This window comes from Pandoraea anhela (assembly GCF_902459655.1).
GTDB classification, from domain to species: Bacteria; Pseudomonadota; Gammaproteobacteria; order Burkholderiales; family Burkholderiaceae; genus Pandoraea; species Pandoraea anhela.
Genome location: NZ_CABPSB010000002.1, coordinates 211,618 through 224,541 on the forward strand (window position 1 = coordinate 211,618; position 12,924 = coordinate 224,541).

Consider the following 12,924-nt stretch of genomic DNA (forward strand, 5'->3'; position numbering starts at 1 on the left):
TTTGAATACCAAGGTGAATTCCAGCGATCCGGTCGGTCTCCGATGCATCGTTCGCGGCCCCGGCGAACTGCCTTTGCCGCGATCTCGACAAGCGCTGGCACGGCCCTTGCGTAAGTCCCCGGATACCGGATCCACCGGTCTAACCAGGAATAGGGGAAGACGTACCATGAAACGACGCACGCTACTCCAGATGGCGGCCCTCTCGGGCGCCGCATCGCTCACCGGCATGGCGCCGAACTTGTTCGCACAGAGCAAGCAGCCCATCAAGGTCGGTATCCTGCACTCCCTCTCGGGCACGATGGCCATTTCGGAGACGTCGCTCAAGGATGTCGCGCTCATGACCATCGCCGACATCAATGCCAAGGGCGGCGTGATGGGCCGCCCGCTCGAAGCCGTGGTCGTCGACCCCGCGTCGAACTGGCCGCTCTTCGCCGAAAAGGCTCGCCAACTGCTCACCAAGGACAAAGTCGCGGCCGTGTTCGGCTGCTGGACGTCGGTGTCGCGCAAGTCGGTCCTGCCTGTCTTCGAAGAACTCAACGGCCTGCTCTTTTACCCGGTGCAGTACGAAGGCGAAGAGATGTCGAAGAACGTCTTCTACACCGGCGCCGCACCGAACCAGCAGGCGATTCCCGCCGTGGAATATCTGATGGGCAAGGAAGGCGGCAGCGCCAAGCGTTTCTTCCTGCTTGGCACCGACTACGTCTATCCGCGCACGACCAACAAGATCCTGCGCGCGTTCCTGCACTCGAAGGGCGTGGCCGACAAGGACATCCAGGAGGTGTACACGCCGTTCGGTCACAGCGACTATCAGACCATCGTCGCCAACATCAAGCAGTTCGCTCAGGGCGGCAAGACCACGGTCATCTCGACGATCAACGGCGACTCGAACGTGCCGTTCTACAAGGAACTCGGCAACCAGGGCCTGAAAGCGACGGACGTGCCGGTCGTGGCGTTCTCCGTCGGTGAAGAAGAACTGCGCGGCATCGACACCAAGCCGCTCGTGGGCCACCTCGCCGCGTGGAACTACTTCATGTCGGTGAAGAACCCGACCAACGATTCGTTCAAGAAGGAGTGGTTCGCGTACGTCAAGGCCAAGGGGCTGCCCGGCGGCGAAAAGCGCGTGACGAACGACCCGATGGAAGCCACGTACGTCGGCATGCACATGTGGAAGCAGGCGGTCGAGAAGGCCGCGAGCACCGATGTCGACAAGGTGCGCACCGCCATGATCGGCCAGACCTTCAAGTCGCCGGACGGCTTCGACATGGTCATGGACGGCAACCACCACCTGCACAAGCCGGTGATGATCGGCGAAATCCGCCCTGACGGTCAGTTCAACGTCGTGTGGAAAACGAAGTCGACCGTGCGCGCACAGCCTTGGAGCCCGTTCATCGCGGGTAACGAAGGCAAGCCCGACAAGGTCTGATCTTCCTTCCATTTCTTGCGCCGGCGTCGCACCGACGGCTGCCGGCGCATGCAGAGGTTTCGCATGATAACGATAAGACGCTGGACCGCTGCCGCCCTTGTCCTGATCTGTCTGGGCGCTGCGCTGACGACTGCCTCCACGGCCCATGCGGCCGTCACGAACGACGATCTCACCGCCCTCGCCGGCGACGACTTCGACGCCAAAGCCCAAGCCATCGATCACCTCGCCGCCGACGCTTCGCCACAGGCCGCGGCGCTGCTCAAAGCGCTCGCCGACGACTCGGCCGTGACCGTGGGCAACGGCATCGCCATTCAGAAGGACGACAAGTACGTCGACCCGATCACGGGCGCACCGGTCAAAGCCGACGACGCCGGATCGCTTACGCTCAACAACGTGCTGCGTGCGAAGGTCGCCACGGCCGCCGCCGCCGGCGCCCTGCTCTCGCCCGAGCACGACGCGCGTGCGCAAGCCATCGACACGATGCTGCAAAACCCGTCGCCCGCGTTCAAGACACGCATCGAGCAAGCGCGCCAGAAAGAGACGGATCCGGCATTGCGCAAGCGCCTCGATCAACTCTGGGCGCAGTCGGCGCTGCACGACGCGGATCCGAAGAAGCGCCGCGAAGCCATCGACCTGATTGCCGCCGCCGGCGATCCGCAGATGCGCGACCTGCTGCTGCCCATCGTTGCCAAACAGGCCGACGGCACCTACGCCGAGCCGGATGCCACCGTGCGCAGCGCCGCCGACATCGCACTCACGCAGCTCGCCTCGGCACAACGCCGCAGCGAGTTCTTCGGCACGGTCTTCGCCGGCCTGTCGCTCGGCAGCGTGCTGCTGCTCGCCGCCCTCGGGCTGGCGATCACCTACGGCCTGATCGGCGTGATCAACATGGCGCACGGCGAATTCCTGATGATCGGCGCCTATGCGACCTATGTCGTGCAGACGCTGTTCCAGCGCTTCGCCCCCGGCGCGTTCGACCTCTATCTCGTCGCCGCCGTCCCGATTGCGTTTCTGGTGGCGGCCGCCGTCGGCTTCGTGCTGGAGCGCACCGTCATCAAACATTTGTACGGACGTCCGCTCGAGACGCTGCTCACAACCTTCGGTATCAGCCTGCTGCTGATTCAGGCGGTGCGCACGCTGTTCGGGGCGCAGAACGTCGAAGTCATCAATCCGTCGTGGATGAGCGGCGGCATCGCCGTGCTGCCGAATCTGATGCTGCCGTACAACCGCATCGTGATCCTCGTGTTCGCGCTGGCCGTCGTGGCGATCACGTGGTCGGTGCTCAATCTCACGCGCCTCGGCCTGTTCATTCGCGCGGTCACGCAAAACCGTGCGATGGCCGCCTGCGTCGGCGTGAAGACGGGACGCGTCGACAGCTATGCGTTCGCCTTCGGCGCGGGCATCGCCGGCCTGGGCGGCTGCGCGCTCTCGCAGATCGGCAACGTCGGCCCCGACCTCGGACAGAGTTACATCATCGACTCGTTCATGGCCGTGGTGCTCGGCGGCGTGGGTCAGCTCGCGGGGACGATCGTCGGCGCATTCGGTCTGGGCATCGCCAACAAGCTGCTCGAACCGGTGTGGGGCGCCGTGCTCGCCAAGATCGCCGTGCTGATCCTGATCGTGCTGTTCATCCAGAAGCGCCCTCAGGGCATGTTCGCGCTCAAAGGGCGCAGCGCGGAGGCCTGAATGCAAACGTCGAACTTTCTCCCTGAAGGCGTCAGGCCCGCGATGTCGCTGGATGTCCCGGCGCGTGCGCGACTGCTGCCCAAACACGTTGCCCCGGCGTTGCTGGCGTTCGTGCTGGCCGTGATGGTGATCGTGCCGGTGTGCGCGCTGGTGCTGCCGGCCACGCATGCGCTGCACCTGTCGGCCTATGCCATGACGCTCGTGGGCAAGATCATGTGCTACGCCATTGCGGCGCTCGCGCTCGATCTGGTGTGGGGCTACTGCGGCATTCTGAGTCTGGGCCACGGTCTGTTCTTCGCCCTCGGCGGTTACGCGATGGGGATGTACCTCATGCGCGGTATCGGCCGCGACGGCGTGTACCACAGCGACCTGCCCGACTTCATGGTGTTTCTCGACTGGAAGTCGCTGCCCTGGTACTGGACCGGCACCGAGCATTTCGCGTGGGCGATGTTCCTCGTCGTTGCGCTGCCCGGCGTGGTCGCATGGCTCTTCGGTTATCTGGCGTTCCGCTCCCGCGTGAAGGGCGTATATCTGTCGATCATCACGCAGGCGCTCACGTTCGCCGCGATGCTGCTGTTCTATCGCAACGAGACCGGCTTCGGCGGCAACAACGGTTTCACGGACTTCAAGCGCATTCTGGGTTACTCGATCACTTCCGCGAACACGCGCACCGTGCTGTTTCTGGTGACGTTCGCGGTACTGATCGGTGCGTTCCTGCTCTGCCGCGCGCTGGTCGTCTCGAAGTTCGGCCGTGTCGTGACCGCGATTCGCGACGGCGAGTCGCGCGCCATGTTCCTCGGCTACCGGCCGCTCAGCTACAAGCTGTTCGTGTGGACGCTGTCCGCCATGCTGTGCGGCATTGCCGGCGCGTTGTACGTGCCGCAGGTCGGCATCATCAACCCGAGCGAGATGGCGCCGGTGAACTCCATCGAAATGGCGATCTGGGTCGCCATCGGCGGACGCGGCTCGCTCGTCGGCGCGATTGCCGGCGCGTTCATCGTCAACTGTGCAAAGAGCTTCTTCACCGCCTATTTCGCCGAATACTGGCTGTTCTTCCTCGGCGCGATGTTCGTGCTGGTGCCGTTGCTGCTGCCGCAAGGCGTGATCGGGCTGGTCTCGCAACGCTCGCGCAAGCGCGCACCGCAGGGTCCGGTCGCCGCCGAGGGCGACGTGCCCCATTCCGTTTCCGGAGACCGCGCATGAGACCCGACTACGACATTCGCTGGCAAGAGGCCGATGCGCCGGATGCCTCCGTGACCGTCAGCGGCGACACCACCGGCATGTCGCACCTCGTGGTGCCGGGCGAGATCGACACGTCGCACGGCCTCATCCTCTATCTCGAGAACATCTCCGTGTCGTTCGACGGTTTTCGCGCGCTGAACGATCTCTCGCTGTCGATCAAGACCGACGAACTGCGCTGCATCATCGGTCCGAACGGCGCGGGCAAGACCACGATGATGGATGTCATCACCGGCAAGACGCGCCCCGACTCGGGTCGCGCCTTCCTCGGTCAGACCCTCGATCTCTCGCGTCTGGACGAACCGGCGATCGCACAGGCGGGCGTGGGACGCAAGTTTCAGAAGCCGACGGTGTTCGAGCACCACAGCGTCTGGGAAAACCTCGAACTCGCCTGCGCCGGCGACAAGCGCTGGTTCCACGCCCTGTGGGCGATGCTCACGCCAACGATGCGACGCCGTATCGAGGAAGTGCTCGCGCTCACGCATCTCGAACATCAGGCGCATGTACGCGCGGGTCAGTTGTCGCATGGGCAGAAGCAGCGCCTCGAGATCGGCATGTTGTTGATGCAGCAGCCGCAATTGCTGCTGCTCGACGAACCGGCAGCCGGCATGACGGACGAGGAAACGGCACAGTTGGCCGAATTGCTCAACCGTCTGCGCGGACATTGCTCGATGATGGTGGTCGAGCACGACATGGCGTTCGTCGCCGCGCTTGCCGGCGAGACGGGTCTCGTGACGGTGATGGCCGAAGGGCGCGTGCTGGCCGAAGGCACGCTGGACGTGGTGCAACGCGACGAACGCGTGATCGAATCGTACCTGGGACGCTGACCATGCTGGAAATTCACGCACTCAATCAGTATTACAGCGGCAGTCACATCCTGCGCAACGTGGAATTCACCGTGCCCGACGCGCAACTCACCGTGCTGCTCGGACGCAACGGCGTGGGCAAGACCACGCTGCTCAAGTGCCTCATGGGCGTGGTGCCGGTGAAGTCGGGGAGCATCGCATGGCGTGGCAAGACGCTCACGTCCGCCCCCTCGTACGCCCGCGTGTCGAGCGGACTGGCGTACGTGCCGCAGGGGCGCGAGATCTTCCCGCGACTGACGGTCGAGGAGAATCTGTTGATCGGGGCAGCGAGCCGTGCGTCGCGGGAAGCCAAACGCGGTGTGCCGGACGACATTTATGCGCTTTTCCCGGTGCTGCGCGACATGAAGCAGCGGCGCGGCGGCGACCTGTCCGGCGGACAGCAGCAGCAACTCGCCATCGGACGCGCGCTCATGAGCCACCCGCAACTGCTGATTCTCGACGAACCGACGGAAGGCATTCAGCCGTCGATCATCAAGGACATCGGACGGACCTTGCGACGTCTCGTCGACGAGCGCGGCATGACGGTGCTGCTCGTCGAACAGTATTACGATTTTGCGCTCGAACTCGCGGACCACTATCGCGTGATGAGTCGCGGCGCCATCGTCGCGAGCGGTCTCGGCAAGGACATGGAAGCCGACGGCGTGCGCCACATGGTGGCGGTGTAACCACGCGCCGGTCCGATCGGGATGTCGCGACGTCGCGGCGCGTGATAGATTCGCGCCATGCGTCGCGATATCCGGCGAGGCTGCGCTGCCCTGCCTGCCTTGCCTCGTTCGCCGACCCGCCCGCGCTTCCGATAGCTTCCGTCTCTCATGAACCCTCTGGACGTTCCTTCCACTGCATCGCCGGCCTGCCCACCGGCGCCCTCGTCGCCGCCAGCCACCGCCTCATCGGCAACGTCAGCGGCCGGCTGGCATGCCGAGCTGACGCTCGGCTTCGTGCGTCAGCAGGCGCGCACCGTGCTCGCCACGCGACGCCACAAGGGGCCGCTGGTCGTGCAGAAGTCGTTGCATCCGGAGGGGCCGGGCATCTGTCATGCCGTCGTCGTGCATCCGCCCGGCGGAATTGCGGGCGGCGACGCCTTGTCCATCGACATCGACGTCGGCGACGCGGCGCACGCGGTGCTGACGACGCCGGGCGCGACCAAGTGGTACAAGTCGCAGGGCCGCTTCGGCACGCAGGACATCAGGCTCACCGTGCACGACGGCGCGAAGCTCGACTGGCTGCCGTTGGAAAACATCGTGTTCGAGCATGCGGACGCACGTCAGACGATTACCGTGCGACTCGGCGAGAACGCAACGGCGATCGGCTGGGACGCCACGCTGCTCGGCCGTCAGGCGGCCGGCGAACAATGGACGCAGGGCCGCTGGCGCGCGAACTTCGAGTTGCATGACGCACAGGACCGTCTGCTGTGGGCGGAGCAGGCGGTGCTCGGCGCCGACGACGCCCAGCGCACCGGCGCTACCGGCCTCGCGGGCTTCCCCGTCTTCGCCGCACTGTGGGCGGTCGGCCCGGCATGTACGCGCGAGTTGGCCGAGTCGATGGCCGACGGGTTGCCGTTCGGCGACGAGATTCGTGCAGGCATCACCTGCCTGCCGGGCAATGTGCTCGTATTGCGCGTGCTCAGCCACGACATGGAAACGGCGCGCCAGTTGCTGATCGCGCATTGGCTCAAGCTGCGTCCGCTCGTACACGGGGCACCCGCCGAACCGCTGCGGATCTGGTCGACGTGAAGTCGCAAAGGGCGGACAACGTCCCCCTTTGCCGCTCACCTGTCACGCCATCACCGGCGCACCGACCTGAACGCCTGACGCAGATCCTGGCTTAGCGTTTCCGGCTGCTCCCATGCCGCGAAGTGGCCGCCCTTGGCCGGACGGCTGTAGTAGATCAGATTCGGGAACGCCTGTCTGGCCCAACGCTCCGGCGCCTGATACAGCTCGTCGGGGAACGCACTCACCGCGACCGGAATCTTGATGCCCTTGGGCGCGAAAAACGCCAGCTTGTTCTCCCAATACAACCGCGCCGACGACACTGCGGTATTCGTGAGCCAGTACAGGGTGATGTTGTCCAGCACGTCGTCGCGCGACAGCCCTTCACGCTTGCCGTCGAACACGCGGGCGATCAGCTCGTAGCTGCGCGCGTCGTGGTCGAGCATCCACGCCGCGAGGCCGATCGGCGAATCCTCGATGCCGTACAGCGTTTGCGGGCGCGCCGTCATCTCCTGCGCATATGCCAGGCCGTGCGAGTAGAAGAAGTCGAGTTGCGCATAGGCGCGCTTTTCGTCGGCCGACAACTCGGCAGGCGCGGGCTGATGCGCATCGAGCGACTTTTGAATCTCGTCGGGCACCGCCCCCGGCATGTTCGTGTGGATGGCGAGCAACGCCGGCGGCGCCTGCACCGCCATCTGTTCGGTCACGGCGTCGCCCCAGTCACCGCCCTGCGCAACGTACTGCGCGTACCCGAGCCGACGCATCAATTCCGTCCATGCACGCGCAATATGCGCCGGGTCCCAGCCGAGTTCGGTCGGTTTGCCGGAAAAACCGTAGCCCGGCAGCGAGGGAATGACGACATCGAATGCGTCGTCCGCGCGGCCGCCGTGCGCCGTCGGGTTCGTGAGCGGATCGATGATCTTCAACTGCTCGATCACGGACCCCGGCCAGCCGTGCGTCACGATGACCGGCAAGGCGTTCTTGTGCTTCGAGCGCACGTGGATAAAGTGAATATCGACGCCATCGATGGTCGTCACAAACTGCGGCAGGGCGTTGAGCTTTGCCTCCACGCGACGCCAGTCGTAATCGTTCGCCCAATACTGCGCCAACTGCTTCATCGTGGCCAATTGGACGCCTTGCGTGCCATCGCTCACCAGTTCGCGGTCGGGCCATTTGGTGGCGGCGATGCGCTGACGCAGATCCTTCAGCGACTGATCCGATGCACGGAAGTGAAACGGGCGAATCGACGTGTCGACGGCTTGCGTCGATGCCGGCGCCACCGACGCCACCGGGGCCGGCCCCGCCGTCTGGGCGGCGTGTGCCCCGGCGGACATGAACAGCCCGATGGACAGCACCGCTGCCGGGACCGCCAGCAGGCGGGCGGGAAGGCAGGAATGGCAGGAATGGCGGATAAGAAGGGAACGCGTGAGACGCAAGCGTTTTGCGGATTGCATGTCGGGGTCTCCGGAGTTCAGGTCATCCGACGAGATTGAGCTCGACGTCGATGTTGTTACGGGTCGCCTTGGAATACGGGCAGGTCTGGTGAGCGGCGTCGATCAGCGAGCGGGCGACATCACGCTCGAGACCGGGCAGGCTGATGTTCAGACGCGCCTGAAGGAAGTACGCGCCATCGGTATTGGCGAGATCGACTTCGGCGTCGACGGCCGTGCCGGCGGGCAACGCGATCTTCAGCTTCGCCGCAGCCAGTCCCATCGCGCCGATGAAGCAGGCAGACCAGCCTGCGGCGAACAACTGCTCGGGGTTGGTGCCCGCGCCGGCGGAGCCGGGCGGAGACAGTTTGACGTCGAGCTTGCTGTCGGAACTGCGCGCCCAGCCGTCGCGGCCGCCGGTGGTGTGGGTTTTGCCGGTATAGAGCACTGTGCTTGCCATGATGATTGCCTCTTGAGTTTCGTCGGTGGATATTTCGATTTACTTCGGATCCGATTTCATCGGATGCGATGCATATTGCGCCAACATGATCCAAAAGTCAACGCCTTCCGATTAAATCGGATACGATGTATATCGTGAATCCAACAACGGCACCTGACCGACATGAGCAAATCGACGCCTACCGAGGCCCCGCTGCCCAACCTTTCCGACTTTCTATGCTTCGCGGTGTATTCGGCCAATCTGGCCTTCGGCCGGGCCTACAAGCCCATTCTCGAGGCGCTCGGCATCACCTACACGCAATGGATCGCGATCGTGGCGCTCTGGGAAAACGACCATCTGTCCGTGAAGCAGTTGGGCGAGAAGCTGTTCCTCGAGTCGAACACGCTCACCCCCATCCTGAAGAAGCTCGAAGAACTCGGATATTTGCGTCGCCAGCGCGACCCCGCCGATGAGCGGCAGGTCATCGTCAGCCTGACCGACGAGGGCAAACGCCTGCGCAAAAAGGGCGCGCAGCGCGATCTGATCGCCGCGACCGGCCTGGATCCGGAGGAATTCGATCGCACGCAGCAAGCCATCGCGAAGATGCGCGACAGCTTGCTGAAACACGTCGATCAGGATTGACGCCGCACGGTGACGGCACGGCGCCGAGCCGTCTGCCGTCACCGCGTATCGACGCGAGATGTCGCGGACGCCCGCCACGCCCACCACGCTCGACACGTCCGACACATCCGATACGTCCGATACGTCCGATACGTCCGCCTCCACCACGCACCATTGCGGTGACGGATGTCGCCGGGGCGTCCGCCTCCCCGCCAAAAACGCACCAATTCAGGGCATTCGTACCGTCCACTCAAGCCCGCATCCCGCTCGCGTTTCGTTGATTGCCGCGCCCTTTCGCCCTACGCCGTAAGCCCCCACACGCCTGATTCACCCCGGGCACGATTCCTGCTACCTCACTGTATCGACCGGTCAGACCAGATGAGCCGGCCGCCGGAACACTCCTGTTACCGGAACGCTTCGCCCCGATTTACGAGGTTGCCGACATGCTGCCGTTCATCCGCTCCACCACCGCTCACGCCACCATCGCCGCCACGCTCGGCGCCCGCGCCCGTGCCCGCCGTCTTTTCGCCACGCTGATGCTGAGCGTGAGCGCCATCGCCGCGTTCGCCGTGGTCATGCCGCGCACTGCGCACGCCGACGGTCTCGACGACATCGTCAAGCGCGGCACCCTGCGCGTCGCCGTACCGCAGGACTTCCCGCCGTTCGGCTCCATCGGTGCGGACATGAAGCCGATCGGCTACGACATCGACACCGCTGCGCTGCTCGCCAAGGGCATGGGCGTGAAACTCGAACTCGTACCGGTGACGAGCGCCAACCGCATTCCGTATCTCACGACGAACAAGGCCGACCTCGTGATCTCCAGCCTCGGCAAGAACGCCGAGCGCGAGAAGGTCATCGACTTCTCCGACGCCTACGCCCCGTTCTACAACGGCGTGTTCGGTCCGAAGGATCTCGCCGTGTCCAAACCCGCCGATCTGTCGGGCAAGACCATCGGTGTGACGCGCGGCGCCGTGGAAGACCTCGAACTCTCCAAGGTCGCGCCGGCAGACGTCACGATCAAACGCTTCGAAGACAATAACGGCACGATCTCGGCCTTCCTCTCGGGGCAGGTGCAACTCGTCGCCACGGGCAACGTCGTGGCCGCCGCCATCGTCGCCAAGCATCCGCCCAAGCTGCCGGAGCCGAAGTTCCTCATCAAGAACTCGCCCTGCTTCGTCGGCCTGAACAAGAACGAGCCGCGTCTGCTCGCCAAGGTCAACGCGATCATCGCCGCCTCGAAGAAGGACGGCTCGCTGGGCGCGGTCTCGCAGAAGTGGCTCGGTATGCCGCTGCCGGCCGAACTGTGATCGTCGCAGACGGCAACGACTCCCTGTCAGGCGAAAGAAACGCTGAAGCGTCGCGCCTCACTATCCGCTCACGCGCCCCCTAAATGTCCGCTTCATGCATTACGTCCTAGACTTTGCCGATCTGCGGCAATACCTCATGCTGTTCGTGCGCGGCGCCGCGCTGACGATCGCGCTCACGGCCGTGGCCACGGTCATCGGCGTGATCATCGGTGCGTTGTGCGCCGTCGCCCGCGAGGAAGGATCGAACTGGTCCAAGCTCTTCGCGGGAACGTACGTCGAACTGATCCGCAACACGCCGTTCATCGTCCAGCTGTTCTTCATCTTCTTCGGTCTGCCCAGTCTCGGCGTTCGCATCGACGAGACGACCGCCGCCATCATCGCGATGAGTCTGAACCTCGGCGCCTACGCCACCGAGATCATTCGCGCGGGCATGCGCGCCGTGCCGCGCGGCTTGTCGGAGGCCGGGTTGTCGCTCGCCATGACGCGCGCGCAGATCCTGCGGCACGTGATCCTGCCGCAAGCGTTCGCCAAGGTGTTCCCGGCACTTGCCAGCCAGATCGTGATCGTGATGCTCGGCTCGGCCGTCGTCTCGCAAATCTCCGTGCCGGATCTGTCGTATGCCGCGAACTTCGTGCAGTCGCGCACGTTCCGCGCGTTCGAGAGCTACCTGATCGTCACCGCGCTGTATCTCGTGCTGGCCATCGCGTTGCGCCGCGTGCTGATGCGCTGCGCCAAACGGCTGTTCCGCGGCATGGTCAAGGGAGGTGCGCGATGATCGAATTCTCGTTGTGGGACATGTTGCGCGGGCTGATGCTCGCCGGGCGCTGGACGCTCGCGCTCTCGGCCATCGCCTTCGTGTGCGGCGGACTCGTCGCGCTGGTGCTGCTGGTGATTCGTGTCGGCCGCGTGCACTGGGCCGCCCGCGCGGTGGCGCTTTACATCGAAGTGTTTCAGGGCACGCCGCTGCTCATGCAGTTGTTTCTGGTGTTCTTCGGTCTGCCGTTGCTCGGCCTGGAAGTGTCGCCCTGGGTCGCGGCAGCCGTGTGCCTCACGCTTTACACGAGCGCCTATCTCACGGAAATCTGGCGCGGCTGCGTCGACGCCATTCCGCACGGCCAGTGGGAAGCGTCGTCGAGTCTCGCCATGCGTTACGGCGAACAGTTGCGTCACGTGATCCTGCCGCAGGCGCTGCGCATCGCGATCGCCCCCACGGTCGGTTTCTCGGTGCAAGTCGTCAAGAGCACTGCGCTCGCGTCGATCATCGGTTTCGACGAACTCACCAAGACCGGCACCATGCTCACCAATGCGACGTTCCAGCCGTTCACCGTGTACGGCCTCGTCGCGCTGCTCTACTTCGCTGCCTGCTACCCGCTGTCGCTGTGGGCGCGTCATCTCGAAAGGAAACTCCATGTCGCTAATTAAAGTCAGGGGTATGCAAAAGCGCTTCGGCGAGAACCCCGTGCTGCGAGGCATCGACATGGAAGTCGAGCGCGGTCAGGTCGTGTCGATCATCGGCAAAAGCGGCTCGGGCAAGAGCACGCTGTTGCGCACCCTCAACGGCCTGGAGCGCTTCGATGCCGGCAGCGTGGATGTCGACGGCGTGCTCGTCGGCGCCCGCGACACCGATCTGCGCGCGCTGCGTCTGAAGGTCGGCATGGTATTCCAGCAGTACAACCTGTTTCCGCATCTGACGGCGGGCGAGAACGTGATGCTCGCGCAAAAGGTCGTCAAGAAGACGTCCAAGGCGCAAGCTCGCGAAGTCGCCCGTACGATGCTGGCGAAAGTCGGGCTGGCCGACAAGTTCGACAGCTATCCGTCGCAACTCTCCGGCGGTCAGCAGCAGCGCGTGGCGATTGCCCGCTCGCTCGCGATGCACCCGGCGGTGTTGCTGTGCGACGAAATCACCTCGGCGCTCGATCCGGAGCTGGTCGCGGAAGTGCTCAAGGTACTCGAAGACCTCGCGGCAGAAGGCATGACGCTGATTCTCGTCACGCACGAAATGCGTTTCGCCCGTCACGTATCGGACCGCGTGGTGTTCATGCATCAGGGCAAGATCTGGGAATCCGGCGAACCGGAACAGCTCTTCACGCAGCCCGCGACACAAGAATTGCAGCGATTCATTTCGCAGTGAAACGCACGCGCGTCGTCGCGTTGCGACGGCGCGTTTGCGCTTCGGGCCGCCGCTCACGCCGCAACTCACGCCG

The 12,924-nt window shown here is 64.5% G+C and carries 13 protein-coding genes; 11 read left to right on the top strand and 2 right to left on the bottom strand.

Going from position 1 to position 12,924, the window contains the following annotated elements:
* Positions 1 to 226: 226 nt before the first annotated feature.
* From urtA to PAN31108_RS04085, 6 genes are all read left to right on the top strand, one after another.
* Positions 227 to 1,423 (top strand): urea ABC transporter substrate-binding protein, encoded by a 1,197-nt coding sequence (gene urtA, locus PAN31108_RS04060; protein WP_370819569.1) that lies wholly within the window; start codon positions 227 to 229, stop codon positions 1,421 to 1,423.
* Between the two features lie 63 nt (positions 1,424 to 1,486).
* On the top strand, positions 1,487 to 3,109 hold the full coding sequence (gene urtB / locus PAN31108_RS04065; RefSeq protein WP_150667607.1) for an urea ABC transporter permease subunit UrtB: 1,623 nt from the start codon (positions 1,487 to 1,489) through the stop codon (positions 3,107 to 3,109).
* Positions 3,110 to 4,312, top strand: a complete 1,203-nt coding sequence (urtC, locus tag PAN31108_RS04070) for an urea ABC transporter permease subunit UrtC (protein ID WP_150667608.1) — start codon at positions 3,110 to 3,112, stop codon at positions 4,310 to 4,312.
* The gene (gene urtD / locus PAN31108_RS04075) at positions 4,309 to 5,175 is read left to right on the top strand and encodes an urea ABC transporter ATP-binding protein UrtD (protein ID WP_150667609.1); all 867 of its coding nucleotides are present in this window, start codon (positions 4,309 to 4,311) and stop codon (positions 5,173 to 5,175) included. Before urtC ends, urtD begins: the two co-directional genes overlap by 4 nt.
* A 2-nt stretch (positions 5,176 to 5,177) precedes the next feature.
* A complete protein-coding gene (gene urtE, locus PAN31108_RS04080; RefSeq protein WP_150667610.1) occupies positions 5,178 to 5,879 on the top strand; it encodes an urea ABC transporter ATP-binding subunit UrtE in 702 nt (233 codons plus the stop codon).
* Positions 5,880 to 6,026: 147 nt separating this feature from the next.
* On the top strand, positions 6,027 to 6,947 hold the full coding sequence (locus PAN31108_RS04085; RefSeq protein ID WP_150667611.1) for an urease accessory protein UreD: 921 nt from the start codon (positions 6,027 to 6,029) through the stop codon (positions 6,945 to 6,947).
* 50 nt (positions 6,948 to 6,997) lie between these two features.
* On the opposite strand, the gene PAN31108_RS04090 is transcribed toward PAN31108_RS04085, so the two are convergent.
* Positions 6,998 to 8,377 carry an epoxide hydrolase family protein gene (locus PAN31108_RS04090; RefSeq protein ID WP_246183767.1) on the bottom strand — a complete coding sequence of 460 codons (1,380 nt, stop codon included), beginning with the start codon at positions 8,375 to 8,377 and terminating at the stop codon, positions 6,998 to 7,000.
* Between the two features lie 22 nt (positions 8,378 to 8,399).
* Positions 8,400 to 8,813 (bottom strand): organic hydroperoxide resistance protein, encoded by a 414-nt coding sequence (locus PAN31108_RS04095; protein WP_150667612.1) that lies wholly within the window; start codon positions 8,811 to 8,813, stop codon positions 8,400 to 8,402.
* A gap of 162 nt (positions 8,814 to 8,975) precedes the next feature.
* Here PAN31108_RS04095 and PAN31108_RS04100 point away from each other — a divergent pair, with 162 nt between their 5' ends.
* From PAN31108_RS04100 to PAN31108_RS04120, 5 genes are all read left to right on the top strand, one after another.
* A complete protein-coding gene (locus tag PAN31108_RS04100) occupies positions 8,976 to 9,434 on the top strand; it encodes a MarR family winged helix-turn-helix transcriptional regulator (RefSeq protein ID WP_150667613.1) in 459 nt (152 codons plus the stop codon).
* Between the two features lie 515 nt (positions 9,435 to 9,949).
* Positions 9,950 to 10,720 (top strand): transporter substrate-binding domain-containing protein, encoded by a 771-nt coding sequence (locus PAN31108_RS04105; RefSeq protein ID WP_150667856.1) that lies wholly within the window; start codon positions 9,950 to 9,952, stop codon positions 10,718 to 10,720.
* Positions 10,721 to 10,814: 94 nt separating this feature from the next.
* Positions 10,815 to 11,495, top strand: coding sequence for an amino acid ABC transporter permease (locus tag PAN31108_RS04110; RefSeq protein ID WP_150667614.1), 681 nt, complete (start codon positions 10,815 to 10,817; stop codon positions 11,493 to 11,495).
* Positions 11,492 to 12,142: an amino acid ABC transporter permease gene (locus PAN31108_RS04115; protein WP_150667615.1), complete on the top strand. Its 651-nt coding sequence runs from the start codon at positions 11,492 to 11,494 to the stop codon at positions 12,140 to 12,142. The genes PAN31108_RS04110 and PAN31108_RS04115 overlap by 4 nt, the downstream gene beginning before the upstream one ends.
* Positions 12,129 to 12,851 carry an amino acid ABC transporter ATP-binding protein gene (locus tag PAN31108_RS04120; RefSeq protein WP_150667616.1) on the top strand — a complete coding sequence of 241 codons (723 nt, stop codon included), beginning with the start codon at positions 12,129 to 12,131 and terminating at the stop codon, positions 12,849 to 12,851. Before PAN31108_RS04115 ends, PAN31108_RS04120 begins: the two co-directional genes overlap by 14 nt.
* The last annotated feature ends 73 nt before the right edge of the window (positions 12,852 to 12,924 follow it).

What these genes read in the sequence shown, in the direction of transcription:
- urtA (WP_370819569.1), top strand. Translation starts at nt 227, where the DNA reads ATGGCGCCGAACTTGTTCGCACAGAGCAAGCAGCCCATCAAGGTCGGT.
- urtB (WP_150667607.1), top strand. Translation starts at nt 1,487, where the DNA reads ATGATAACGATAAGACGCTGGACCGCTGCCGCCCTTGTCCTGATCTGT.
- urtC (WP_150667608.1), top strand. Translation starts at nt 3,110, where the DNA reads ATGCAAACGTCGAACTTTCTCCCTGAAGGCGTCAGGCCCGCGATGTCG.
- urtD (WP_150667609.1), top strand. Translation starts at nt 4,309, where the DNA reads ATGAGACCCGACTACGACATTCGCTGGCAAGAGGCCGATGCGCCGGAT.
- urtE (WP_150667610.1), top strand. Translation starts at nt 5,178, where the DNA reads ATGCTGGAAATTCACGCACTCAATCAGTATTACAGCGGCAGTCACATC.
- PAN31108_RS04085 (WP_150667611.1), top strand. Translation starts at nt 6,027, where the DNA reads ATGAACCCTCTGGACGTTCCTTCCACTGCATCGCCGGCCTGCCCACCG.
- PAN31108_RS04090 (WP_246183767.1), bottom strand. Translation starts at nt 8,377, where the DNA reads ATGCAATCCGCAAAACGCTTGCGTCTCACGCGTTCCCTTCTTATCCGC.
- PAN31108_RS04095 (WP_150667612.1), bottom strand. Translation starts at nt 8,813, where the DNA reads ATGGCAAGCACAGTGCTCTATACCGGCAAAACCCACACCACCGGCGGC.
- PAN31108_RS04100 (WP_150667613.1), top strand. Translation starts at nt 8,976, where the DNA reads ATGAGCAAATCGACGCCTACCGAGGCCCCGCTGCCCAACCTTTCCGAC.
- PAN31108_RS04105 (WP_150667856.1), top strand. Translation starts at nt 9,950, where the DNA reads ATGCTGAGCGTGAGCGCCATCGCCGCGTTCGCCGTGGTCATGCCGCGC.
- PAN31108_RS04110 (WP_150667614.1), top strand. Translation starts at nt 10,815, where the DNA reads ATGCATTACGTCCTAGACTTTGCCGATCTGCGGCAATACCTCATGCTG.
- PAN31108_RS04115 (WP_150667615.1), top strand. Translation starts at nt 11,492, where the DNA reads ATGATCGAATTCTCGTTGTGGGACATGTTGCGCGGGCTGATGCTCGCC.
- PAN31108_RS04120 (WP_150667616.1), top strand. Translation starts at nt 12,129, where the DNA reads ATGTCGCTAATTAAAGTCAGGGGTATGCAAAAGCGCTTCGGCGAGAAC.